Source organism: Terracoccus sp. 273MFTsu3.1 (genome assembly GCF_000383675.1).
In the GTDB taxonomy this organism is placed as follows: Bacteria; Actinomycetota; Actinomycetes; order Actinomycetales; family Dermatophilaceae; genus Terrabacter.
The window spans coordinates 770,437-792,745 of the sequence record NZ_KB911821.1; the positions used below are offsets into that span (position 1 = coordinate 770,437).

23 protein-coding genes are annotated in these 22,309 nt (G+C 69.6%); 4 read left to right on the forward strand and 19 right to left on the reverse strand.

Going from position 1 to position 22,309, the window contains the following annotated elements; translation table 11 throughout:
- Positions 1–2: 2 nt before the first annotated feature.
- The 12 genes from rpsC to H283_RS27620 all read right to left on the reverse strand — a co-directional run bounded on the left by rpsC (position 3) and on the right by H283_RS27620 (position 7,244).
- A complete protein-coding gene (gene rpsC / locus H283_RS0109240) occupies positions 3–827 on the reverse strand; it encodes a 30S ribosomal protein S3 (RefSeq protein WP_020143238.1) in 825 nt (274 codons plus the stop codon).
- On the reverse strand, positions 827–1,195 hold the full coding sequence (gene rplV, locus H283_RS0109245; RefSeq protein WP_020143239.1) for a 50S ribosomal protein L22: 369 nt from the start codon (positions 1,193–1,195) through the stop codon (positions 827–829). The genes rpsC and rplV overlap by 1 nt, the downstream gene beginning before the upstream one ends.
- 26 nt (positions 1,196–1,221) lie before the next feature.
- Entirely contained in the window at positions 1,222–1,503 is a 282-nt protein-coding gene (rpsS, locus tag H283_RS0109250; protein ID WP_020143240.1) for a 30S ribosomal protein S19, read from the reverse strand.
- A gap of 15 nt (positions 1,504–1,518) precedes the next feature.
- On the reverse strand, positions 1,519–2,355 hold the full coding sequence (gene rplB, locus H283_RS0109255) for a 50S ribosomal protein L2 (RefSeq protein ID WP_020143241.1): 837 nt from the start codon (positions 2,353–2,355) through the stop codon (positions 1,519–1,521).
- Between the two features lie 28 nt (positions 2,356–2,383).
- Complete coding sequence (rplW, locus tag H283_RS0109260) at positions 2,384–2,683, reverse strand: 50S ribosomal protein L23 (protein ID WP_020143242.1); 300 nt, start codon at positions 2,681–2,683, stop codon at positions 2,384–2,386.
- Positions 2,680–3,315 carry a 50S ribosomal protein L4 gene (gene rplD, locus H283_RS0109265; RefSeq protein ID WP_020143243.1) on the reverse strand — a complete coding sequence of 212 codons (636 nt, stop codon included), beginning with the start codon at positions 3,313–3,315 and terminating at the stop codon, positions 2,680–2,682. The genes rplW and rplD overlap by 4 nt, the downstream gene beginning before the upstream one ends.
- Positions 3,312–3,965: a 50S ribosomal protein L3 gene (gene rplC, locus H283_RS0109270; protein ID WP_028785453.1), complete on the reverse strand. Its 654-nt coding sequence runs from the start codon at positions 3,963–3,965 to the stop codon at positions 3,312–3,314. Before rplC ends, rplD begins: the two co-directional genes overlap by 4 nt.
- 13 nt (positions 3,966–3,978) lie before the next feature.
- Entirely contained in the window at positions 3,979–4,287 is a 309-nt protein-coding gene (gene rpsJ, locus H283_RS0109275) for a 30S ribosomal protein S10 (protein WP_009775966.1), read from the reverse strand.
- 329 nt (positions 4,288–4,616) lie between these two features.
- Positions 4,617–5,015, reverse strand: coding sequence for a thiol-disulfide oxidoreductase DCC family protein (locus H283_RS0109280; protein WP_020143245.1), 399 nt, complete (start codon positions 5,013–5,015; stop codon positions 4,617–4,619).
- 137 nt (positions 5,016–5,152) lie between these two features.
- Positions 5,153–6,457 (reverse strand): M18 family aminopeptidase, encoded by a 1,305-nt coding sequence (locus H283_RS0109285; RefSeq protein WP_020143246.1) that lies wholly within the window; start codon positions 6,455–6,457, stop codon positions 5,153–5,155.
- A 68-nt stretch (positions 6,458–6,525) separates the two neighbouring features.
- Positions 6,526–6,672, reverse strand: a complete 147-nt coding sequence (locus H283_RS27615) for a hypothetical protein (protein ID WP_020143247.1) — start codon at positions 6,670–6,672, stop codon at positions 6,526–6,528.
- Positions 6,654–7,244, reverse strand: coding sequence for a hypothetical protein (locus H283_RS27620; protein WP_020143248.1), 591 nt, complete (start codon positions 7,242–7,244; stop codon positions 6,654–6,656). The genes H283_RS27615 and H283_RS27620 overlap by 19 nt, the downstream gene beginning before the upstream one ends.
- Before the next feature lie 190 nt (positions 7,245–7,434).
- Between H283_RS27620 and H283_RS27625 the strand changes: the two genes are divergently transcribed.
- The 4 genes from H283_RS27625 (at position 7,435) to H283_RS0109315 (ending at position 10,816) form a co-directional block, all read left to right on the forward strand.
- A complete protein-coding gene (locus H283_RS27625; RefSeq protein WP_020143249.1) occupies positions 7,435–8,184 on the forward strand; it encodes a DUF2785 domain-containing protein in 750 nt (249 codons plus the stop codon).
- A 110-nt stretch (positions 8,185–8,294) separates the two neighbouring features.
- Positions 8,295–9,443 carry a WXG100 family type VII secretion target gene (locus tag H283_RS26570; protein ID WP_051103573.1) on the forward strand — a complete coding sequence of 383 codons (1,149 nt, stop codon included), beginning with the start codon at positions 8,295–8,297 and terminating at the stop codon, positions 9,441–9,443.
- Complete coding sequence (locus H283_RS0109310; RefSeq protein WP_020143250.1) at positions 9,440–9,931, forward strand: hypothetical protein; 492 nt, start codon at positions 9,440–9,442, stop codon at positions 9,929–9,931. The genes H283_RS26570 and H283_RS0109310 overlap by 4 nt, the downstream gene beginning before the upstream one ends.
- A 60-nt stretch (positions 9,932–9,991) precedes the next feature.
- Positions 9,992–10,816 carry a class I SAM-dependent methyltransferase gene (locus H283_RS0109315; RefSeq protein ID WP_020143251.1) on the forward strand — a complete coding sequence of 275 codons (825 nt, stop codon included), beginning with the start codon at positions 9,992–9,994 and terminating at the stop codon, positions 10,814–10,816.
- 287 nt (positions 10,817–11,103) lie between these two features.
- On the opposite strand, the gene tuf is transcribed toward H283_RS0109315, so the two are convergent.
- The 7 genes from tuf to H283_RS0109350 all read right to left on the reverse strand — a co-directional run bounded on the left by tuf (position 11,104) and on the right by H283_RS0109350 (position 22,208).
- The gene (gene tuf / locus H283_RS0109320; protein ID WP_020143252.1) at positions 11,104–12,300 is read right to left on the reverse strand and encodes an elongation factor Tu; all 1,197 of its coding nucleotides are present in this window, start codon (positions 12,298–12,300) and stop codon (positions 11,104–11,106) included.
- Between the two features lie 104 nt (positions 12,301–12,404).
- Entirely contained in the window at positions 12,405–14,522 is a 2,118-nt protein-coding gene (fusA, locus tag H283_RS0109325) for an elongation factor G (protein WP_020143253.1), read from the reverse strand.
- Positions 14,523–14,654: 132 nt separating this feature from the next.
- Positions 14,655–15,125, reverse strand: a complete 471-nt coding sequence (gene rpsG / locus H283_RS0109330) for a 30S ribosomal protein S7 (RefSeq protein ID WP_020143254.1) — start codon at positions 15,123–15,125, stop codon at positions 14,655–14,657.
- On the reverse strand, positions 15,125–15,499 hold the full coding sequence (gene rpsL / locus H283_RS0109335; protein ID WP_020143255.1) for a 30S ribosomal protein S12: 375 nt from the start codon (positions 15,497–15,499) through the stop codon (positions 15,125–15,127). Before rpsL ends, rpsG begins: the two co-directional genes overlap by 1 nt.
- A 384-nt stretch (positions 15,500–15,883) precedes the next feature.
- Positions 15,884–16,513, reverse strand: a complete 630-nt coding sequence (locus H283_RS0109340; RefSeq protein ID WP_020143256.1) for a hypothetical protein — start codon at positions 16,511–16,513, stop codon at positions 15,884–15,886.
- 34 nt (positions 16,514–16,547) lie between these two features.
- Positions 16,548–18,104, reverse strand: a complete 1,557-nt coding sequence (dacB, locus tag H283_RS24555) for a D-alanyl-D-alanine carboxypeptidase/D-alanyl-D-alanine-endopeptidase (protein WP_020143257.1) — start codon at positions 18,102–18,104, stop codon at positions 16,548–16,550.
- A gap of 207 nt (positions 18,105–18,311) precedes the next feature.
- Entirely contained in the window at positions 18,312–22,208 is a 3,897-nt protein-coding gene (locus H283_RS0109350) for a DNA-directed RNA polymerase subunit beta' (protein ID WP_020143258.1), read from the reverse strand.
- Positions 22,209–22,309 lie beyond the last annotated feature (101 nt).

Here is a 22,309-nt window from a genome sequence, read left to right on the forward strand (position 1 = left end):
GGTCAGGCCTGCTCATTCTCGGTGCTGGCCGCGGCGGGGGCCTCGGCAGCAGCGGTCTCGTTCACTGCCGGAGCAGCGGCGGTCTCGTTGCGGTCACCACGACGGGCGCGGTTCGGACGGTCACCGCCGTCACGACGCGGACCACGCGACGGGCGCGGAGCGGCGGCCTGCTGGGCAGCGAGCTCCTTGGCCGTCATGTCGCCCTTGTAGATCCACACCTTGACGCCGATGCGGCCGAACGTGGTGCGGGCCTCGTAGAAGCCGTAGTCGATCTGCGCACGCAGGGTGTGCAGCGGGACGCGGCCCTCGCGGTAGAACTCGGTGCGGCTCATCTCGGCGCCGTTGAGGCGGCCGGAGACCTGCACGCGGATGCCCTTGGCACCGGCGCGCTGGGCGGACTGCATGCCCTTGCGCATGGCGCGACGGAACGCGACACGGGCCGAGAGCTGCTCGGCGATGCCCTGGGCGACCAGCTGCGACACGATCTCGGGGTTCTTGACCTCGAGGATGTTGAGCTGGACCTGCTTGCCCGTGAGCTTCTCGAGCTCGCCGCGGATGCGGTCGGCCTCGGCGCCGCGGCGACCGATGACGATGCCGGGGCGGGCGGTGTGGATGTCCACGCGGACGCGGTCACGGGTGCGCTCGATCTCGACCGATGCGATGCCGGCGCGCTCCATGCCCTTCTCCATCAGGCGACGGATCGAGACATCTTCCTTGACGTAGTCGCGGTAGCGCTGACCCGACTTCGTCGAGTCTGCGAACCAGCGGCTCTTGTGGTCGGTGGTGATGCCCAGACGGAAGCCGTGCGGGTTGACCTTCTGACCCATCAGCGGGCTCCCTTCGTGTTCTCCGGCTGCGTGACGACCACGGTGATGTGGCTCGTCCGCTTGTTGATGCGACCGGCGCGGCCCTGGGCGCGCGGCCGGAATCGCTTCATCGTCGGGCCCTCGTCGACGAACGCGGCCGTGATGACGAGGTTGCGCTCGTCGAAGGCGACCGACTCACGGTCAGCCTTGACCCGGGCGTTGGCGATGGCGCTCTCGAGCACCTTCTTGACCGGCTCGGAGGCCGACTGCGGGGCGAAGGTGAGCACCGTGACGGCGTCGGTGGCGGCCTTGCCGCGGATTAGGTCCACGACACGGCGAGCCTTCTGCGGGCTGACACGGACGTGCCGCGCCGAAGCCTTGGCTTCCATGACTTCTTCCTTGGATTCGGTGGCCATCAGCGACGACGACCCTTCTTGTCGTCCTTCACGTGACCCTTGAACGTGCGGGTCGGTGCGAACTCGCCGAGCTTGTGGCCGACCATCGACTCGGTGACGAACACCGGGACGTGCTTGCGGCCGTCGTGGACGGCGAAGGTGTGGCTCAGCATGTCCGGGCTGATGACCGAACGACGCGACCAGGTCTTGATGACGTTCTTGGTGCCCGCTTCGTTCTGGGCGTCCACCTTCTTCTGAAGGTGGTCGTCGATGAAGGGGCCCTTCTTCAGGCTACGAGGCATTCCAAAGGCTCCTTATCAGCGCTTCTTGCCAGTACGGCGGCGACGAACGATCAGCTTGTCGCTTTCCTTGTGTCCCTTGCGGGTCCGGCCCTCGGCCTGACCCCACGGGCTGACGGGGTGACGTCCACCGGACGTCTTGCCCTCACCACCACCGTGCGGGTGGTCGACCGGGTTCATGGCGACACCACGGACGGTCGGGCGCTTGCCCTTCCAGCGCATGCGGCCGGCCTTGCCCCAGTTGATGTTGCTCTGCTCGGCGTTGCCCACCTCGCCGACGGTCGCGCGGCAGCGCGCGTCGACGTTGCGGATCTCACCGGACGGCATACGCAGCTGGGCGTAGGGGCCGTCCTTGGCGACGAGCTGCACGCGAGCACCCGCGGAGCGGGCGATCTTCGCGCCACCACCGGGCTTGAGCTCGATCGCGTGGACGACCGTACCCACCGGGATGTTGCGCAGCGGAAGCGAGTTGCCCGGCTTGATGTCGGCCGCGGGGCCGTTCTCGATCGGGTCGCCCTGCTTCAGCTTGTTCGGAGCCAGGATGTAGCGCTTCTCGCCGTCGGAGTACTGGACGAGCGCGATGCGCGCGGTGCGGTTGGGGTCGTACTCGATGTGAGCGACCTTGGCCGGCACGCCGTCCTTGTCGTGGCGACGGAAGTCGATGACGCGGTAGGCACGCTTGTGGCCGCCACCGATGTGACGCGTGGTGATGCGGCCCGCGTTGTTGCGGCCACCCGTCTTCGACAGGGGGCGGACGAGCGACTTCTCCGGGGTGGAACGCGTGATCTCGACGAAGTCGGCGACCGACGAGCCACGACGGCCCGGCGTGGTCGGCTTGTACTTACGGATACCCATGTTCGTGTGTCCTTATTCTTCGTCGATCTCAGGCGCCCGCACCGAAGATGTCGATCGATCCCTCGCGGAGGGAGACGATCGCACGCTTGGTGTCCTTGCGCTTGCCGAGGCCGAAACGGGTGCGACGGGTCTTGCCCTGACGGTTCAGGGTGTGGACCTTGTCGACCTTGACGTTGAAGATCTGCTCGATGGCGATCTTGATCTCCGTCTTGTTCGCACGGGGGTCGACGATGAAGGTGTACTTGCCCTCGTCGAGCAGACCGTACGACTTCTCGGAGACGACCGGCGCGATCAGGATGTCGCGGGGGTCCTTGGTGTGGATGCTCACTTGGTGGCCTCCTTGTCGGCCTTGTCAGCCTTCACGGGACCGGCGACGAACGCGTCGAGGGCGGCCTGGGTGAAGACGATGTCGTCGGCGCACAGGACGTCGTACGTGTTGAGCTGGTCGGCGACCAGGACGTGGACGTTCTGCAGGTTGCGGACCGACTTGAACGCCACCTCGTCACCGCGCTCGAGCACGACGAGCAGGTTGGGGCGCTGGGTCAGACCGGCGAGCAGCGCGGCGGCGTCCTTCGCCGAGGGCAGGTCGCCCGAGACGATGGAGTCGACGACGTGGATGCGGTCGAAGCGGGCCCGGTCGGAGAGGGCACCGCGCAGGGCGGCCGCCTTCATCTTCTTGGGGGTGCGCTGCGAGTAGTCACGCGGCTGCGGGCCGTGGACGACGCCACCGCCGGCGAACTGCGGGGCGCGGGTCGAGCCCTGACGGGCGCGACCGGTGCCCTTCTGGCGGTAGGGCTTGCGCCCACCGCCGCGGACCTCGCCGCGGGTCTTCGTCGAGTGCGTGCCCTGACGAGCGGCCGCGAGCTGAGCGACCACGACCTGGTGGATCAGCGGGACGTTGGTCTGGACGTCGAAGATGTCAGCGGGAAGCGTGGGGGTCTTCGTGGCCATGTGGATCATGCACCCTTCGCAGCCGTGCGGATCAGGACGATGCCACCGCGGGGACCGGGAACGGCACCCTTGATGAGCAGGAGGCCCTTCTCGGCGTCAACGGCGTGGATCTGGAGGTTCTGGGTCGTCTGGCGAACGCCACCCATGCGACCAGCCATGCGCATGCCCTTGAAGACACGGCCCGGGGTCGAGCAGCCGCCGATGGAGCCCGGCTTGCGGTGGTTGCGGTGCGCACCGTGCGAGGAGCTGACGCCGTGGAAGCCGTGACGCTTCATGACACCGGCGAAGCCCTTGCCCTTGGTCGTACCCGTCGCGTCGACGCGCTGGCCGGCCTCGAAGGACTCGGCCGTGATCTCCTGGCCGAGCTCGTAGTCGGCGGCGTCCGCCGTGCGGAGCTCGACGAGGTGACGGCGCGGCGTGACGCCGGCCTTCTCGAAGTGGCCGCTCATCGGCTTGTTCACCTTGCGCGGGTCGATCGCACCGAAGGCGATCTGGACCGCGGAGTAGCCGTCGGTCTCGTCGGCACGCACCTGCGTCACGACGCAGGGGCCGGCCTTGACCACGGTCACGGGGACGAGCTTGTTGTCTGCGTCCCACACCTGGGTCATGCCGAGCTTCTCGCCGAGCACGCCCTTGACGTTCTTCTGAGCAACAGTCATCTCTACAACCGCCTCAGAGCTTGATCTCGATGTTGACGTCCGCCGGCAGGTCGAGACGCATCAGCGAGTCGACGGCCTTGGGCGTCGGGTCGATGATGTCGATGAGGCGCTTGTGCGTGCGCATCTCGAAGTGCTCGCGGCTGTCCTTGTACTTGTGCGGCGACCGGATGACGACGAAGACGTTCTTCTCCGTCGGCAGCGGGACGGGTCCCACCACGGTCGCGCCGGCGCGCGTCACTGTGTCAACGATCTTCCGGGCCGAGTTGTCGATGACCTCGTGGTCGTACGACTTCAGCCGGATGCGGATCTTCTGTCCCGCCATCTGATGAACGTCTCTCTCTCGCTTCTGACTACCGGTTCCCTTGGCCATCCGACCCCCGAGGTCGGGCGTGTCGCGCCCGCTTCGCGGTGAAAGGTGCGCACCTGAGTGCCACTTTCGTGTGGAATGCCCGGCCGAACCGGGTAACTTGCGCTTCCCTCGGGCCTCCGAGAGGAGTCCGGGCGAGTCCCCGTCAGGAGGCTCTCAAGGGGCGGCGGCACCGACATGGGTCAGCGACGCGCGTCAAGCAACCTGAACAGTGTGCCAGAGCCCGCACCGCACTATCAAATCGAGCCGGCCCGGCATCGCAGGGCAGCGCACGTGGCGCGTCGTCAGGCACCGGGGCGGGCGCACGCGGGGGTGCCGCCCGGCAGCTGGTGCCGGTGCGCGGCCACCCAGCGGTAGGCCCGGGCGGCCAGCCACGAGACCCCCGGCGCCATGAGGAGGTGACCGGCCGGTCGCCAGGCGGGGGCGCCGTGGGTCGCGGCGCTCGCGATGGCGCGGTGGCCCGACAGGATGCGGCCGTCGGCGGTGATGAACTGGGCCGCCTCGTCGCAGTCCTGCACGGTGAGTCCCACGGCGGCGAGATCGATCGACTGCCAGGGACGCACGTCGTAGCGGTCGCGCCGGTCGACCCATCGCTCGATGAACTGCACACTGCGCGTGCAGAACCCGCAGTCGGCGTCGTAGACGAGGGTCGGCCGGTCCGGCACGACGAGCGTGGTCTCCACGCCTCGATCATCGCACCCCGCAGCAGCAGGCCCGCCCGGAGCCACCTCGGCGCCACCTCGGCCGAGGACGTATGCCGTCGCGCCCGGTGTCCACCGACCGTCCGGCGGGAGCGTGGTGCGACTCCCCCGCCGAGCGCTCAGGCAGGGGCGAGGAACGCGCTCAGCGCTCCGGCATACATCGCCGGGTCCTCGGCTCCCATGAGCTCGCGCGTGCTGTGCATCGACAGGGCCGCCGCCCCGAAGTCGACGGTCGTCGCGCCCGTCAGGGACGACGTCACCGGCCCGACCGTCGACCCGCACGGCAGGTCGCTGCGGGTCACGAAGGTCTGCATGGGGACGCCGGCCTGCTCGCAGGCGAGGCGGAACGCCGCCGCACCGACCGAGTCCGTCGCGTAGCGAAGGTTGGTGTTGACCTTGAGCACGGGCCCGCCGTTGACACGGATCTGGTGCATCGGCTCGTGGCGGTCAGCGTAGTTCGGGTGGGTGGCGTGTCCCATGTCGCCGGACGCGATGACGGTCGCCGCGAGGGCCCGCCAGTAGTCGTCGCGGGTGCCGCCGCCCGCCGTGACGATGCGCTCGAGCACCGAGGGCAGCAACGTCGAGGTCGCGCCGCGCTCGGACGTGCTGCCGATCTCCTCGTGGTCGAAGAGCACGAGGACCGGCACGTGGGCGGGCTCGGTGGCCACGGCGTCGAGCAGCGCCCGCACCCCGGCATACGACGTCGCGAGGTTGTCGAGGCGCGGGGCCGCGATGAGCTCACGCGCCCGGCCGAGGCGGGTGGACGGCTGGACCGGGTGGGTCATGACGTCCCACGACAGGACGTCCTCGCGGTCGACCCCGACCTGCTCCGCGAGGTAGCCGACGAAGTCGCCGGGCTCGTCGCCGACGCCCCAGAGCGGCTCCATGTGGGCCTGCTTGTTGAGGGTGAGCGCCTCGTTCTGGGTGCGGTCGAGGTGGATGGCGAGCTGTGCCACGCGCAGCAGCGCGTCTCGCCCGTGGAAGGTCCGCGACTCGACACCCTCGGCGCCACGCACGGCGACCCGGCCTGCGAGGCCGAGGTCGCGGTCGAGCCACGAGCTGAGGATGAGGCCCCCGTAGGGCTCGATGCCGAGCATCTGCCAGCCGGCGCGCGCGTGGTCGGGGTTGGGCTTGACGCGCAGGTTCGGGCTGTCGGTGTGCGCCCCGACGACGCGGAAGCCCGCGGCGGGACCGGCCCCGGCCCCGTGCGCACCGGTGGTGTCCCAGGCGATGAGCGACCCGCCCCGCACGAGGTAGTGCCGGCCCGGCTCGGTGGGCCACGGCTCGGTCTCGACGACCTCGGTGAAGCCCTCGGCGACGAGCCGGGCCGCCGCCTGCTCGCAGGCGTGGAAGGGCGTCGGTGAGGCGTCGACGTAGTCGATGAGGCCCTGGGCTTCGGTGTCGGTGTCGAACGAGTGCGCCATGGCTCCCGACCCTATCCGCCGGTCGACCGGCCGCTCGGGCAGGGCCGGGCCGGAGGGCGGCACGGCGGTCAGACGCGGCGGAGGGTGCGCAGGATGCCGTCGGCGATGGCGTCGGCCGCGTCCCAGTCGGAGGCCGAGACGGTGATGTAGGTGACCTGCCCGTCCAGCTCGACCGCGAGGGAACGGCTCGCGACGATCATCGTCGCGAGGGGCACCCGCGACCTCGCGACGAGGGCCTCGCCGACCGCCGTCGTCGTGCGGTCGACGCGGTCGACCGAAGCCCCGCCAGCTCGAGCTGGGAGCGCAGGTCGGCCGGACTGGGGAGCCGGGTGCCGGGAGTCGGGATGACGGACACGTTGTCGGCGAACCCGCGGCGCGGACGGCCCATGACCATGACGTCCATGGCGGTGCCGATCCGCCTCATGAACTCGTCCGCGGTCATCCCGGACTGCTCGGCGAGCGTCCGGAACGAGTCGGGCAGCACGGAGGCGCCGGCTCGAGTGGCCGCCGACGGGTCGACGGCCTGCCACCCGTCCGGCACCTCGAAGGACAGGCCGGCCCTCCGGGCCGTCACGCGACCCGCGACGACCACCGGCGCAGCAGGGTTCGGCGTCGCCGTGGCCACGGTCGCGGCCGACGTGGCGGTCGAGGGTGAGGTCGCGGTCGGGTCGGTCCGTGCCGGGGACGTCACCTCCGCGGTGGACGGACCCGGCTGCGATCCCGCCCGCGGCACGGTGAAGGCGGAGCCACCGTCCTTGGCGCACCCGGACACGGAGAGCGCCAGCACGACGCCCAGGGCCGCGGCCCACCGGCTCCCACTCCCACGGCTGGATCCCCTGCCACCTGCCGGACGCCGCGTGCAGCACGCCGACACCCTCTCCCCTGTCGAGACCATGCGGCAAGTCATACGGCATCCGGGCACCGGCGGCAACGATCGTCGCGGCCGTGCCGTCGTGGCGGATGGCAGGATCGCCCGCATGCCCGTTCCCGCGCTCCGGACCCTCGTCGCCGACCTGGCCTCCCCCGACCCCGCGGTGCGGGACGACGGGGCGTATGCCGCCCTGGCGCGCCTCGTGCGCGGGCGTGACCTCGGCGCGGACGACCGCTCGTGGCTCGCCCGGGAGATGCTCGAGCGGCTCGACCACGCCCGGGTGGAGGCCCGCGCCTTCGCGCCGCTCGTCCTCGCCGCACTCGTCGACTCCGGCGACTTCGAGCAGGGATGGGTCGAGGACGTCACCCGGTGGTACGTCGCCGAGCCGGACCTCCGCGGGCACGACCCCGTCCTCGGGTGGGTGCACGCCGTCGCCCACGGTGCCGACTTCTTCGGGGCGTGCGGCGCCGCCGGCGTCGGCGACCCCGCCGCCCTGCTCGACGCCCTGGGCCGTCGGCTCGTGGCGCCGACGAGCGTCGTGTGGCGCGACCAGGAGGACGATCGGGTCGCCTGCGCGATCGCCCTGGTGCTCGCCCGCGACGACGTCGACGCGGCCACGGCCGTCGGGTGGCTCGGTCATGTCCGCGCCACGTTCGCGGCGGGATCTCCGGGTCCGGTGCCCGCCGAGGCGAGCAACACGATGCGGACGCTGCGCTCGCTGCACGTGGCCCTCGGTGAGCAGGTGCTGCGCCACGGTCAGCCGGTCGCCGTCCCGCACGATGACCTCGTCCGACGGGAGGTCGCCTCGCTCCTCTCCCACGTGACGCCGTGGTTCTGGCGGGCGCGGACCTCCTGACTCGACGGGGAGCGCTCCCCATTGGCCGAGCCGGCCCGCCCTGCCTAGGGTTTGGGGAGCGGCCACCCCCGGCCGCCACGGACGCCGACAGCTCGGGGAGGGCATCAGCCGTGGTCGTGTACAGGAAGGGCGCCGATCCGGATGCCCTCGATCGCAGCGCCGGCGAGCTCGACCGCTTCGCCGGCGAGTGCCGGGCGGCCCGCACCGCCGTCGACCACGCGTTCGGCGCGCTCGGAACCGCTTGTGGCGGAAGGGACTTCGACTCCTTCCGTGGAGACTGGCGGTCGTCCGCCCCCAGCATCGACGCACTGGAACGCGCCCTGCACGGGCTGGGCGCGAAGCTGCGCGAGAACGCCGCCAAGCAGCGCGGCGCCAGCGGGAACGCCGGTGGGACAAGCGGATCCGCCGGCAACGCAGGTGGAGGCCCCTTCGGCGGCGGAGTCTTGATGTCGTTCGGCCCCACTCCGTCACCGTCGCCCGGACCCGCGCCCACCCCGTCCGCTCCTCCGCCACCTGCCACGACGGGCACGGGTGGTCCCGTCGACGGCTACGACTTCGGTGAGCCGACCAAGCCCGACATCGAGTGGGACGAGGGGTTCGAGTACGACTCCAAGGACTCGAACTGGCACGACCACATCGCGAAGCTCGAGTGGATGGCGAAGCTCGAGGGCAGCCGCATCGTCAAGTCGGACCTCGACGACGCGACGGCGATGTACGCCCACTACTGGGACAACGACGGCGAGCCGGTGCGGTTCGACTACGAGGAGGGCTACAGGGAGGACCCGTCGATCGCGGCCAACGTCAACACCGAGGTGGCCCGCACCGCCGCGGCCGTCGACGAGATGGTCCGCAACGGCAACTCGCACTTCAGCATGACCGGGGACGCCCATCCGGCGACCGCCTACCCGACCACCGAGAACTGGCAGAAGACGATCGGCGGCTACCAGCAGTGGAGCAGCGCCGACGTCACCGTCGAGAACGGCCAGGTCTCGATGCAGGTCACCGTCCACGCCGAGGACTACTACAACTTCAACCCGGACCAGTCCGACATCGCGAGCGGCGCCGGTGACAACGAGAACGGGCGCTTCACCGAGATCGGCTGGGCCAAGCCCTTCCCGTCGAGCGGCGACGTCACACGTACGATCACGTGGCCGGTCGGCTCTCCGCCGCCGGGCATCGACGTGGGACCGGGGGATGTCGAGCGCACCCCCGGCCTGGGTCGGGAGGACCGAGCCGACGAACGAGGGAGCAGCCGATGAGGACCCGTCCCACCCTGGCCGCTCTCGCGGCCGCCCTGACCCTCACCGTGAGCGCGGGGTGCAGCACCGACCCCGCCCCGACCGACGACCGCACGAGGAGCACCGTGAGCAGCGCGAACAAGACCGGCACCGGCGACGTGCGCACCGACCTCGAGCCGCTGACCAAGCGCTTCAGCGCGCTCGGCACGCCGGTTTCCGCGACGTGGATGTCGGGAACCCTCGGCGGTGACGCGCCGGGACCCTCGACGTACTGGATCGACGCCGTCGTCGAGGTCACTCCCGAGACCGCGGCCACCCTTCGCGCAGCCTCACCGGCGCCCACCACCGAGGCACCCGATGTCGAGGACGGCGTCCGCTCCGCCGTGCCGTCGGGGCAGCTGCTCCGCTCGACCTCGCTCGACGCGCTCTTCGCCCAGGGATCCTTCCGCGCCAAGGCCTACCTCGCGGCCGACTCCGACACGGTCGTCCTCGTCGCCCTCGGCCAGTAGCCGCCGGATCGGAGGCCCCGCACCCTGTCGGCCGGCTCCCGCGAGGAGGACCATCGGGCCATGGACCCCTCCGAACGCCGCGCCGGCGTCGCCGCCCTCTTCGACCACCTCGCTCCGGGCTACGACCGGAGCGGCGTGCCGTGGTTCGGGCCCATCGGCGCCCGGCTCGTCGAGCTGACCGCGCCACGGCCCGGGGACCGCGCCCTCGACGTCGGCGCGGGTCGCGGAGCCGCGACCTTCCCGCTCGTCGACGCCGTCGGCCCCACCGGACACGTGACCGCGGTCGACCTCTCCCCTGCCATGCTCGAGCACCTCCGCGCCGAGGCCGAAGGACGCGGCGCGCGGGTCGAGGCCGTCGTCGGCGAGGCGTCGCCCGACACCCTGCCGGCCGACACCTTCGACGTCGTCACCGCGTCGCTCGTGCTCTTCTTCGACCCCCAGCCGGCCGAGACGCTGGCGGGCTGGGTGCGTCTGCTGCGCGCCGGCGGGCGCATCGGCCTGTCGACGTTCGGGCCCACCGACGCGGCCTGGGCCGCCGCCGAGGCCGCGCTCATGGCGTATCCGCCCCAGGTCCTCGACGCGCGAACCACGGGGCGCTCGGGACCCTTCGCGACCACCGACGCCACGGCAGCCCTCCTCGAGGCGGCCGGCGCCACCGAGGTCGACAGCCACGACGAGCCGCTCGAGGTCATTCTCCCCGACGCCGAGGCCTGGCGTGCCTGGACGATGACGCTCGGGCTGCGGCAGCTGTGGGCCGCCGTTCCCGACCGCGAGCTGCCCGCCGTCCTCACCCGCATCGAATCGGCCCTCGAGCCGGACCGCGGCGACGACGGCCGGCTCCACCTCACCCAGCAGGTCCGCTACACCACAGCCGCGAGACCCTGACCGGAGTGAGAGGGAGCGTGCGCGCCGAGGGTGCCCACACGGCATACGGAACCGAGGAGCGGGGCGTTCGGGGCGAGGAGCGGCATCGGCGGCGGCCGACGACAAACGCAAGCGGCACGGACGCTGGTAGCGGCCGACGACGCTCCACGCCGCGAGTCGCCTCGAGCGCCCCGCGACGGCCACGCGACCGGGAACGCAGCACCATCGCCGGGTACGCGGAAGGGCCCGCCCCGCCGAAGCGGAACGGGCCCTACCGGAACTGCAGGTGAAGCAGGTGCTGCGTCAGATCACTTGATGATCTTGGTGACGCGACCGGCGCCGACCGTGCGGCCACCCTCACGGATGGCGAACTTGAGGCCGTCCTCCATGGCGATCGGCTGGATGAGCTCGACCGTCATGTCGGTGTTGTCGCCGGGCATGACCATCTCGGTGCCCTCGGGGAGGTGCACGACACCCGTCACGTCCGTGGTACGGAAGTAGAACTGCGGACGGTAGTTGTCGTAGAACGGCGTGTGACGGCCGCCCTCGTCCTTCGAGAGGATGTAGACCTGAGCCTCGAAGTCCGTGTGCGGGGTGATCGAGCCCGGCTTGCAGATGACCTGCCCGCGCTCGACGTCCTCGCGCTTGGTGCCACGAAGGAGCAGACCGACGTTCTCACCGGCGCGACCCTCGTCGAGGAGCTTGCGGAACATCTCGACGCCCGTGACGGTCGTCTTGGCCGGCGGACCGGTGTGGATGCCGACGATCTCGATCTCCTCGTTGACCTTGAGGATGCCGCGCTCGATACGACCGGTGACGACGGTGCCACGACCGGTGATCGTGAAGACGTCCTCGACGGGCATGAGGAACGGCTTGTCGACGTCGCGCTCCGGCTCGGGGATGGAGTTGTCGACGGCGTCCATGAGGTCGAGGACCGACTGGCCCCACTTCTCGTCGCCCTCGAGCGCCTTGAGCGCCGAGACCTGCACGACCGGAAGGTCGTCGCCCGGGAACTCGTACTGCGACAGGAGCTCACGGACCTCCATCTCGACGAGCTCGAGGATCTCCTCGTCGTCGACCATGTCGGCCTTGTTGAGCGCCACGACGATGTAGGGGACGCCGACCTGGCGGGCCAGGAGGACGTGCTCCTTCGTCTGCGGCATGGGGCCGTCGGTGGCGGCGACCACGAGGATCGCGCCGTCCATCTGAGCCGCACCCGTGATCATGTTCTTCACGTAGTCAGCGTGGCCCGGGCAGTCGACGTGGGCGTAGTGACGACCCTCCGTCTGGTACTCGATGTGCGCGATCGAGATCGTGATACCGCGCTGGCGCTCCTCGGGAGCCTTGTCGATGTCCTCGAACGCGAACTGGGGGTTCAGGTCGGGGTACTTGTCGTGCAGAACCTTGGAAATCGCAGCCGTCAGCGTCGTCTTGCCGTGGTCAATGTGACCGATGGTGCCGATGTTGACGTGCGGCTTGGTCCGCTCGAACTTTGCCTTCGCCACTGTGGTCCTCCTCAGGACTATCTCGTGTTACGCCGTACGACCAGGGCAGGACGTGGCGCTGTTGGGGTGGTTTCCGATGGAAGAGACTACGGGATGTCCCGCAGTCACTCCCCGCGGGTCTTCTTGATGATCTCCTCGGCAACGGCCTTGGGGACCTCTGCGTAGGAGTCGAACTCCATGGAGAAGCTCGCGCGGCCCTGCGTCTTGGAGCGCAGGTCGCCGACGTAGCCGAACATCTCGGACAGCGGGACGAGGCCCTTGACGACCTTGGCGCCGCTGATGTCCTCCATGCCCTGGATCTGGCCACGGCGGGAGTTGATGTCACCGATGACGTCGCCCATGTAGTCCTCGGGCGTCCGGACCTCGACGGCCATCATCGGCTCGAGCAGGACGGGGTCCGCCTGCCTGATGGCCTCCTTGAGGACCATCGAGCCGGCGATCTTGAACGCCATCTCCGAGGAGTCGACGTCGTGGTAGGCGCCGTCGTTCAGGGTCGCCTTGATGCCCACGAGGGGGTATCCGGCGAGCACGCCGTACTGCATGGCGTCCTGGATACCGGCGTCGACCGACGGGATGTACTCACGCGGGACACGACCACCGGTGACACCGTTGACGAACTCGTACATCGAGCCGTCCTCGGTCTCACCCAGCGGCTCGAAGCTGACCTGGACCTTGGCGAACTGGCCCGAGCCACCGGTCTGCTTCTTGTGCGTGTAGTCGTACTTGAGCACGGCGCGGCGGATCGTCTCGCGGTAGGCCACCTGCGGCTTGCCGACGTTGGCCTCGACCTTGAACTCGCGCTTCATGCGGTCGACGAGGATGTCGAGGTGCAGCTCGCCCATGCCGGCGATGATCGTCTGGCCGGTGTCCTCGTCGTGGTGGACCTGGAAGGTCGGGTCCTCGGCCGAGAGCTTCTGGATGGCCGTACCGAGCTTCTCCTGGTCGCCCTTGGTCTTGGGCTCGATGGCGACCTGGATCACGGGGTCCGGGAAGGTCATCGACTCGAGCACGATCTGCTCGTTGATGTCCGACAGCGTGTCGCCGGTCGTCGTGTCCTTGAGGCCGATGGCCGCGTAGATGTGGCCGGCGAGGGCCTCCTCCACGGGGTTCTCCTTGTTGGCGTGCATCTGGAAGAGCTTCCCGATGCGCTCCTTGCGGCCCTTCGTCGAGTTGATGACGCTCGTGCCCGAGCTGATGTGGCCCGAGTAGACGCGGATGAAGGTCAGCGTGCCGAAGAACGGGTGCGTCGCGACCTTGAACGCCAGCGCGGAGAAGGGCTCCTCGGTGGACGGCGCACGGGTCAGCTCGACGGCCTCGTCGCCCGGCTTGTGACCGATCATCGGCGGGACGTCGAGCGGCGACGGAAGGTAGTCGACGACGGCGTCGAGCATCGGCTGGACGCCGCGGTTCTTGAACGCGGAGCCACAGAAGACCGGGTAGAGCTCGGAGTTGACCGTGAGCTTGCGGATGCCGGCCTTGAGCTCCTCGGGGGTCAGCTCCTCGCCACCGAGGTACTTCTCCATGAGCTCGTCGTCGGACTCGGCGACGCGCTCGACGAGGGCCATCCGGTACTCCTCGGCCTTCGCCTGGAGGTCGGCCGGGATCTCGGCGATCTCGTACTTGGCGCCCATGGTCACGTCGCCCTTGGCGTCGCCGGGCCACACGAGGGCACGCATGTAGACGAGGTCGATGACACCGAGGAAGTCGTTCTCGGCACCGATCGGCAGCTGCATGACGAGCGGCTCGGCACCGAGGCGGTCCTTGATGGTCGCCACGGTGAAGTAGAAGTCGGCGCCGAGCTTGTCCATCTTGTTGACGAAGCAGATGCGCGGCACGTCGTACTTGTCGGCCTGACGCCACACCGTCTCGGACTGCGGCTCGACACCCTCCTTGCCGTCGAACACGGCGACGGCACCGTCGAGGACGCGCAGCGAGCGCTCGACCTCGACCGTGAAGTCCACGTGTCCGGGGGTGTCGATGATGTTGATCTGGGTGCCCTCCCAGAAGGAGGTCACGGCGGCAGACGTGATCGTGATGCCGCGCTCCTTCTCCTGCTCCATCCAGTCGGTCGTCGACGCACCGTCGTGGGTCTCACCGATCTTGTGGTTGACACCGGTGTAGAAGAGGATGCGCTCCGTCACCGTGGTCTTGCCAGCGTCGATGTGCGCCATGATGCCGATGTTGCGGACCTTCTTGAGGTCCGTCAGGACGTCGAGTGCCACGTCAGGTTTCTCGTCTCATTCGTCGTGGAGTGAAAATCGTGGGCGCCGCGGGCCGCGTCGTGTGACGGGCGGGCGCGTGCCCGGCGGTATGCCGTGGAGCGAGCTCCCCGGCATACCGACCGGACCGCTGGGTCACCAGCGGTAGTGCGCGAAGGCCTTGTTGGACTCGGCCATCTTGTGCGTGTCCTCGCGGCGCTTGACAGCGGCACCGAGGCCGTTGCTCGCGTCGAGGATCTCGTTCATGAGGCGCTCGGTCATCGTCTTCTCGCGACGCTGCCGCGAGTAGCCGACGAGCCAGCGCAGGGCGAGCGTGGTCGAGCGGTTCGGCTTGACCTCGATCGGCACCTGGTAGGTCGCGCCACCGACGCGACGGCTCTTGACCTCCATGGCCGGCTTGACGTTGTCGAGCGCGCGCTTGAGCGTGGCGACGGGGTCGGTGCCGGTCTTCTGGCGAGCACCCTCGAGGGCGCCGTAGACGATCATCTCGGCGATCGACTTCTTGCCGTCGAGGAGGATCTTGTTGACGAGCTGCGTGACGAGCGGGCTCTGGTAGACCGGGTCGACGACGAGCGGGCGCTTCGGAGCGGGTCCCTTACGAGGCATCAGCTCTTCTCCTTCTTCGCGCCGTAACGGCTACGAGCCTGCTTGCGGTTCTTGACACCCTGGGTGTCGAGCGTGCCGCGGACGATCTTGTAACGCACACCCGGGAGGTCCTTCACACGACCACCACGCACGAGCACGATCGAGTGCTCCTGCAGGTTGTGGCCGACGCCGGGGATGTAGGCCGTGACCTCGATGCCCGAGCTGAGGCGCACACGGGCGACCTTGCGGAGGGCAGAGTTCGGCTTCTTGGGGGTGGTGGTGTACACGCGGGTGCACACACCGCGGCGCTGGGGCGAGCCCTTGAGCGCCGGGGTCTTGGCCTTGCTGGCCTTGTCCTGGCGGCCCTTGCGGACCAGCTGGTTGATGGTAGGCAACCTGGTTACTCCATAACGTTGCTCGTGGTCAGTCACCCTGGCGGGCGACTCCTTGACTGTTCGGTCCCTCGACCCCCGAGGTCGGGTGTGTCGGTACCGGTACTTCCCCCTGCACTCCCCTGCTTCACGACGGCCGGGAGGCAGTCGGTGGGAAGGGTTGCCCGGCGAAAGGTGTGCTCTGGACCGCAGTGATGTCACGTCCCGCGGTGAGCGGGCGGACAGGGCACCGAGGCCGTCATCGCGCATGCCTGAGTACGTGCCTCAGACACAGTGTTCAAGCGTACCGGGGCGCGGCACGCCGACCAAATCGGTTAGACCGGCCCCCACGGGGCCGATGCGGTATGCCGTCCGACGCGCACCCCGCCACGGCATCGGGGACGCTCGTCAGCCCAGGCGCCAGTCACCGGCGTACATGTGCAGGACAGGCACGCCGAGAGCCTCCCGGGCCCGGGAGGCCCAGTCGGTGTGGAAGGTGTCCTCGACGGCGTGCGGCTCCGTGACGACGACGACCTCGAGGGCGCCGAGGCGGGCCACCTCCTCGACGAGCGTCGGCATGGGGTCGTCGGCGGTGATCTCGCCGGTCGCGACGACGTCGTGGCCCCCGAACTCGGCCAGCGTCGTCGACAGCGCGGCGTCGGCGTCGGTGTGGGCCTCGCTCCGGTCGACCGGGCGCAGCGACTCGAGCGCCTCACGCATCTCGAAGAGGCTGAGGTGGTTGAGGAAGGAGCTGAGCAGGTTGCGCTCCGTGTCGGCGGGCACGAGGACCCGGTAGGTCGGCGCGTCGTCCTCGTGCAGCCCGAGGATCTTGTCGACGTCGACCGGCTTGAGCGCCTCCTCGGTGAGCACGATGATCGTCGGAGCCGGACCGCTGTCGGTCTCGTCGGCGCGACGGCCGGCCGGTGCGTCAGCGGACGCCGCGGCAGACTCGACACCAGGCGCGGCGGTGGTGGGCTCGGTCGCCGCGCGCTCGGCGGGCTCGGGCGCGTTCGGCACGTCGGCCGTGGGCTCGGTCATGCGACCACCCTACCGAGGCAGCAGGTCTCGCGGCTCAGCGGTTGGTCATGCGCCAGCGCGCGAGCAGCACGCCGAGACGGTCCTCGACCGGTCGCGGCGAGGTGGCGGAGTAGTTGCTCATCATGACGAAGACGTAGCGCCGGCCGTCCGCGCCCGAGACGTAGCCTGCGAGCGACGTGACTCCCGTCAGGCTCCCGTTCTTCGCGCGCAGGTTGCCCGCAGCCGCGGTGCCCCGCATGCGGCTCGCCAGGGTCCCGCCGGTCCACCGGACCGGGTCGGCCCCTGCGACCGGCAGCGCCGCACGGAAGGTGGGCCACCACGACGTGCGCTGGACCTTGTCGAGGAGGGTCGACAGCTGGTTGGGCGTCAGGCGGTCGGCGCGAGCGAGTCCCGAGCCGTCGACGAACCGCAGGCCCGCGGTGGGGATCCCGATGCGAGCCGCGTAGTCGCGCAGCGCCTTCGTGCCGTCGACCCAGCTGCCCGGACGTCCCGACCGGGCCCCGAGCGTCTTCGTGATGGCCTCGGCGTGGCCGTTGTTGCTCAGCTTGAGGAACGGCACGAGCAGCTGCCCCAGGGTCATCGACGTGTGCCGTGCCAGCAGCGCCTGACCGGCCGGCGTCCTGCCGCGCACGGCGGTCCCGTCGACCCGGATGCCCGCGGCGACGAGCCGCGCGCGCAGGGCCCGCGCGGTCATGAGGGCGGGGTCGTCGACGGTGACCCACTTCTTGGCCGCCGCGTGCTCGAGGGGCACCTGGCCGGTGACGGTCAGCGTGTTGGTGCCGGCCGCTCGGGCGACCGAGATCGTGGTCGCGGACCCGGCGGCGGAGGTGCGCGCCTTGTTGACCAGACGCACGTGCGAGGCGGCGGCCGGCGGCGTCACGGTGAGCCGTGGCGCGCTCGCGATGCTCGTGGCGGGCGTCGCGGTGACGATGACGGTGCCCGCGTCGTAGTCGGTGTCGGGTGCCAACGTCAGGGCCGACACCTGCGCGGCGTAGTAGCTCGACGCGTACGACGTCGACCAGTACGGGTTGTAGCGCACCTCGTCGAAGGCGGACGCGTCGCCGACGACGTCACCCGTGACCCGGGTGACCCCCTTGGCCCGCAGGGCGCTCGCGAGCGAGGTCAGGTCGCGCTCGAGCAGCGTCGGGTCGCCGGTGCCCCTGAGGTAGAGGCGGGAGACCACTCCCCCGTTCGGGGCCGACGGTGCGAAGACGTCGGTGCGCCACCGGTAGGCGCTGCCGAGGGTGTACATCGCAGCGGCGGCCGTGAACGTCTTCTGCGTCGACGCCGGGGCGAGCGGGGTGTTGGCGTAGCGGACGTAGACCGGTGTGCGCGTGGCGGCGTCGGCCACGACGACTCCGACGTGCGCCGTCGAGGCCGTCACGCTCGGGTCGGTCATGAGCCGGCCCACCTCGCGGCGCAGGGCGGCGTCGCGCGAGGAGTAGACCGTGGCGCCGGAACCCGGCGGGGCCGTCGCCACGAGCGCCGCCACGGCCAGCATGACCACGGCGACGAGGAACGGCCAGCGCACCGCGCGACGCGGGCCGGCCGAGCCGCGGACGACCTTGAGCGAACGAGGAGCACCGAACATGACGACCTCCGGAGGGTGTCGCCGGCCGGCCCTGGCGCCGCCGGACTCTCACCTCGCCCGAGAGACTAGTCCGATTTGTCCGTTTCCGGCGCGTCGAAACCGGCCGTCGAGCCCGGATACGCCGAGGGCCGGCTCCCCGGTCGGGGAGCCGGCCCAGCGGCATACGTGGTGGTCGTCGTCCGCCGCTCGCGCGGCGGACGGGACCGGTCAGAACTGGTCGAGACCGAGAGCCTCGTCGTCGAGACGGATGGCCTCGCCGGTGCCCGAACCGAAGCCTGCGTAGTCGTAGGCGTCGTAGTTCGGCAGCGAGTACATCGCGGCCTTGGCTTCCTCGGTGGGCTCGACCTTGACGTTCCGGTAGCGGGGCAGGCCCGTGCCGGCAGGGATGAGCTTTCCGAGGATGACGTTCTCCTTGAGGCCGAGCAGCGGGTCGGACTTGGCCTCCATGGCGGCCTGCGTGAGCACGCGGGTCGTCTCCTGGAAGGACGCGGCCGACAGCCACGACTCGGTCGCGAGCGAGGCCTTGGTGATGCCCATGAGCTCGGGACGACCGGCAGCCGGACGCCCACCCTCGGCCATGACCTTGCGGTTCTCCTCCTCGAAGCGACCACGCTCGGCGAGCTCGCCGGGCAGCAGGTCGGCGTCGCCGGCCTCGATGATCGTCACGCGACGCAGCATCTGTCGGACGATGACCTCGATGTGCTTGTCGTGGATCGACACACCCTGCTGACGGTAGACCCGCTGCACCTCGTCGACGAGGTGCTTCTGGGCGGCGCGTGGGCCGAGGATGCGAAGGACCTGCTTCGGGTCGATCGCACCCTGGACGAGCTTGTCACCCACGGTCACGTGGTCACCGTCGCCGACGAGCAGGCGCGAACGCTTGCTCACCGGGTAGGCGTGCTGCTCGGAGCCGTCGTCCGGCGTGAGCAGGACGCGACGCGCCTTGTCGGTGTCCTCGATCTCGACGCGGCCGGTGGCCTCGGCGATCGGGGCGACACCCTTGGGCGTACGCGCCTCGAAGAGCTCGACGACACGCGGCAGACCCTGGGTGATGTCGTCGGCCGCGGCCGCACCACCGGTGTGGAAGGTACGCATCGTCAGCTGCGTGCCGGGCTCACCGATCGACTGGGCCGCGATGATGCCGACGGCCTCGCCGATGTCGACGAGCTTGCCCGTCGCGAGCGACCGGCCGTAGCAGGCCGCACACGTGCCGACCTTGCTGTCGCACGTGAGGACCGAACGGATCCGGACCTCGTCGACACCTGCCGCGTAGAGCGCGTCGATGACGACGTCACCGAGGTCGATGCCGGCCACGGCCAGCGTCTCGCCGTCGACGACGACGTCCTCGGCCAGCGTGCGGGCGTAGACCGAGGCCTCGACGACCTCGCTCGGCGACCGGGTGCCCGTGGTCTCGTTGACCTGGGCGATCGGCAGCTTGAGGCCGCGCTCGGTGCCACAGTCGTCCTCACGGATGATGACGTCCTGCGACACGTCGACGAGACGACGCGTGAGGTAACCCGAGTCGGCGGTACGAAGAGCCGTGTCGGCCAGACCCTTACGGGCACCGTGCGTCGAGATGAAGAACTCGAGCACCGTGAGGCCCTCACGGAAGTTCGCCTTGATCGGGCGCGGGATGATCTCGCCCTTCGGGTTGGCCATGAGGCCACGCATACCGGCGATCTGACGGATCTGGAACCAGTTACCACCAGCACCCGAGGACACCATCCGGTAGATGGGGTTCGTGCGCGGGAAGTTGGTCTCCATCTCCTTGGCGACCTGGTTGGACGCCTGCGTCCAGATCTCGACGAGCTCCTGACGACGCTCGTCGTCGGTGATGAGACCGCGCTCGTACTGCGTCTGGACCTTGGCGGCCTTCGTCTCGTAGCCCTCGAGGATCGCCGTCTTGTTGTCCGGCGTCGTGACGTCGGAGATGGCGACGGTGCAGCCCGAGCGGGTGGACCAGTGGAAACCGGCCTCCTTCAGGGCGTCGAGGGACGCGGCGACCTGGACCTTGGAGTAGCGCTCCGCGAGGTCGTTGACGATCGCCGAGAGGCGCTTGCGGTCGACCGGGCGGTTCTCGAACGGGTAGTCGAGCGGCAGCGTGTCGTTGAAGATGGCGCGGCCGAGCGTCGTCTCGAGCGTGATGCTCTTGACGATGCCGTCCTCGCCGGCCTCGACACCCTCGGGCAGCTCGAAGCCGGCCGGGGGCACCGCGTCCGTCAGGCGCAGCTTGATCGCCGAGCCGAGCAGGATCTCGCCACGGTCGAAGGCCATGCGGGCCTCCGAGGGGGACGAGAACGCGCGACCCGCACCGATGCCGCCACCGTCGACCGCGTCGGTCAGGTGGTAGATGCCGGTGATCATGTCCTGGGTCGGCATGGTCACGGGGCGACCGTCAGCCGGCTTGAGGATGTTGTTGCTCGACAGCATGAGGATGCGGGCCTCGGCCTGCGCCTCTGCCGACAGCGGCACGTGGACGGCCATCTGGTCACCGTCGAAGTCGGCGTTGAAGGCCGAGCAGACGAGCGGGTGGATCTGGATGGCCTTGCCCTCGACGAGCTGCGGCTCGAACGCCTGGATGCCGAGACGGTGCAGCGTGGGTGCGCGGTTGAGCAGCACCGGGTGCTCCGTGATGACCTCTTCGAGGACGTCCCACACGACCGGGCGGGCACGCTCGACCATGCGCTTGGCCGACTTGATGTTCTGCGCGTGGTCGAGGTCGACCAGACGCTTCATCACGAACGGCTTGAACAGCTCGAGCGCCATCTGCTTGGGCAGACCGCACTGGTGCAGCTTCAGCTGCGGGCCGACGACGATGACCGAACGGCCGGAGTAGTCGACGCGCTTGCCGAGCAGGTTCTGACGGAAACGACCCTGCTTGCCCTTGAGCATGTCGGACAGCGACTTGAGCGGACGGTTGCCGGGACCCGTGACCGGGCGACCACGACGGCCGTTGTCGAAGAGGCTGTCGACGGCCTCCTGGAGCATGCGCTTCTCGTTGTTGACGATGATCTCGGGGGCACCGAGGTCGAGCAGGCGCTTGAGGCGGTTGTTGCGGTTGATGACGCGACGGTAGAGGTCGTTGAGGTCCGAGGTCGCGAAGCGGCCACCGTCGAGCTGCACCATCGGGCGCAGGTCCGGCGGGATGACCGGGATCGCGTCGAGGACCATGCCCGACGGGTGGTTCGTCGTCATCTGGAAGGCGTTGACGACCTTGAGGCGCTTGATCGCACGGGTCTTCTTCTGGCCCTTGCCGGTGGCGATGATCTCCTGGAGGAGGTCCGCCTCGGCGTCGAGGTCGAAGGACTCGAGGCGCTTCTGGATCGCCGCGGCGCCCATGCCACCCTCGAAGTACAGACCGAAACGGTCACGCATCTCGCGGTAGAGGATCTCGTCGCCCTCGAGGTCCTGGACCTTGAGGTTCTTGAAGCGGTCCCAGACCTGCTCGAGGCGCTCGACCTGCTGGTCGGCACGCTTGCGGATGTTGTTCATCTCGCGCTCGGCCTGGTCGCGGACCTTGCGCTTCGCGTCGGCCTTGGCACCCTCGGCCTCGAGCTCGGCGACGTTGCGCTCGAGCAGCTGCGCGCGCGACTCGACGTCGGCGTCGCGGCGGTTCTCGATCTCCTTCTTCTCGACCTGGATCTGCGCCTCGAGCGACGGCAGGTCAGCGTGGCGCTGGTCCTCGTCGACGGACGTGATCATGTAGGCCGCGAAGTAGATGACCTTCTCGAGGTCCTTCGGGGCCAGGTCGAGCAGGTAGCCGAGGCGGCTCGGGACACCCTTGAAGTACCAGATGTGGGTGACGGGGGCGGCGAGCTCGATGTGGCCCATCCGCTCACGGCGCACCTTGGCGCGCGTGACCTCGACGCCACAGCGCTCACAGATGATGCCCTTGAAGCGGACACGCTTGTACTTGCCGCAGTTGCACTCCCAGTCCCGGGTGGGGCCGAAGATGCGCTCGCAGAACAGGCCCTCCTTCTCGGGCTTGAGCGTGCGGTAGTTGATGGTCTCGGGCTTCTTGACCTCGCCATGGCTCCACTGGCGGATGGATTCCGCGGTGGCGAGGCCGATGCGCAGCTCGTCGAAGAAGTTGACGTCGAGCACGTGGTTCCTTCTCTCGTAACTCTCGTTAAGTCTTTGGTCTGAGTGGTGTTCGTTGACGAGGGGGCGTATGCCGCCGAGCGGGCTCAGCGGCATACGCACCG

Bases quoted from the DNA above. Each gene is read 5' to 3' on its own strand.
- rpsC (WP_020143238.1), bottom strand. From the start codon at position 827: ATGGGTCAGAAGGTCAACCCGCACGGCTTCCGTCTGGGCATCACCACC.
- rplV (WP_020143239.1), bottom strand. From the start codon at position 1,195: ATGGAAGCCAAGGCTTCGGCGCGGCACGTCCGTGTCAGCCCGCAGAAG.
- rpsS (WP_020143240.1), bottom strand. From the start codon at position 1,503: ATGCCTCGTAGCCTGAAGAAGGGCCCCTTCATCGACGACCACCTTCAG.
- rplB (WP_020143241.1), bottom strand. From the start codon at position 2,355: ATGGGTATCCGTAAGTACAAGCCGACCACGCCGGGCCGTCGTGGCTCG.
- rplD (WP_020143243.1), bottom strand. From the start codon at position 3,315: ATGATCCACATGGCCACGAAGACCCCCACGCTTCCCGCTGACATCTTC.
- rplC (WP_028785453.1), bottom strand. From the start codon at position 3,965: ATGACTGTTGCTCAGAAGAACGTCAAGGGCGTGCTCGGCGAGAAGCTC.
- rpsJ (WP_009775966.1), bottom strand. From the start codon at position 4,287: ATGGCGGGACAGAAGATCCGCATCCGGCTGAAGTCGTACGACCACGAG.
- H283_RS0109285 (WP_020143246.1), bottom strand. From the start codon at position 6,457: ATGGCGCACTCGTTCGACACCGACACCGAAGCCCAGGGCCTCATCGAC.
- H283_RS27625 (WP_020143249.1), top strand. From the start codon at position 7,435: ATGCCCGTTCCCGCGCTCCGGACCCTCGTCGCCGACCTGGCCTCCCCC.
- H283_RS0109310 (WP_020143250.1), top strand. From the start codon at position 9,440: ATGAGGACCCGTCCCACCCTGGCCGCTCTCGCGGCCGCCCTGACCCTC.
- H283_RS0109315 (WP_020143251.1), top strand. From the start codon at position 9,992: ATGGACCCCTCCGAACGCCGCGCCGGCGTCGCCGCCCTCTTCGACCAC.
- rpsG (WP_020143254.1), bottom strand. From the start codon at position 15,125: ATGCCTCGTAAGGGACCCGCTCCGAAGCGCCCGCTCGTCGTCGACCCG.
- H283_RS0109340 (WP_020143256.1), bottom strand. From the start codon at position 16,513: ATGACCGAGCCCACGGCCGACGTGCCGAACGCGCCCGAGCCCGCCGAG.
- dacB (WP_020143257.1), bottom strand. From the start codon at position 18,104: ATGTTCGGTGCTCCTCGTTCGCTCAAGGTCGTCCGCGGCTCGGCCGGC.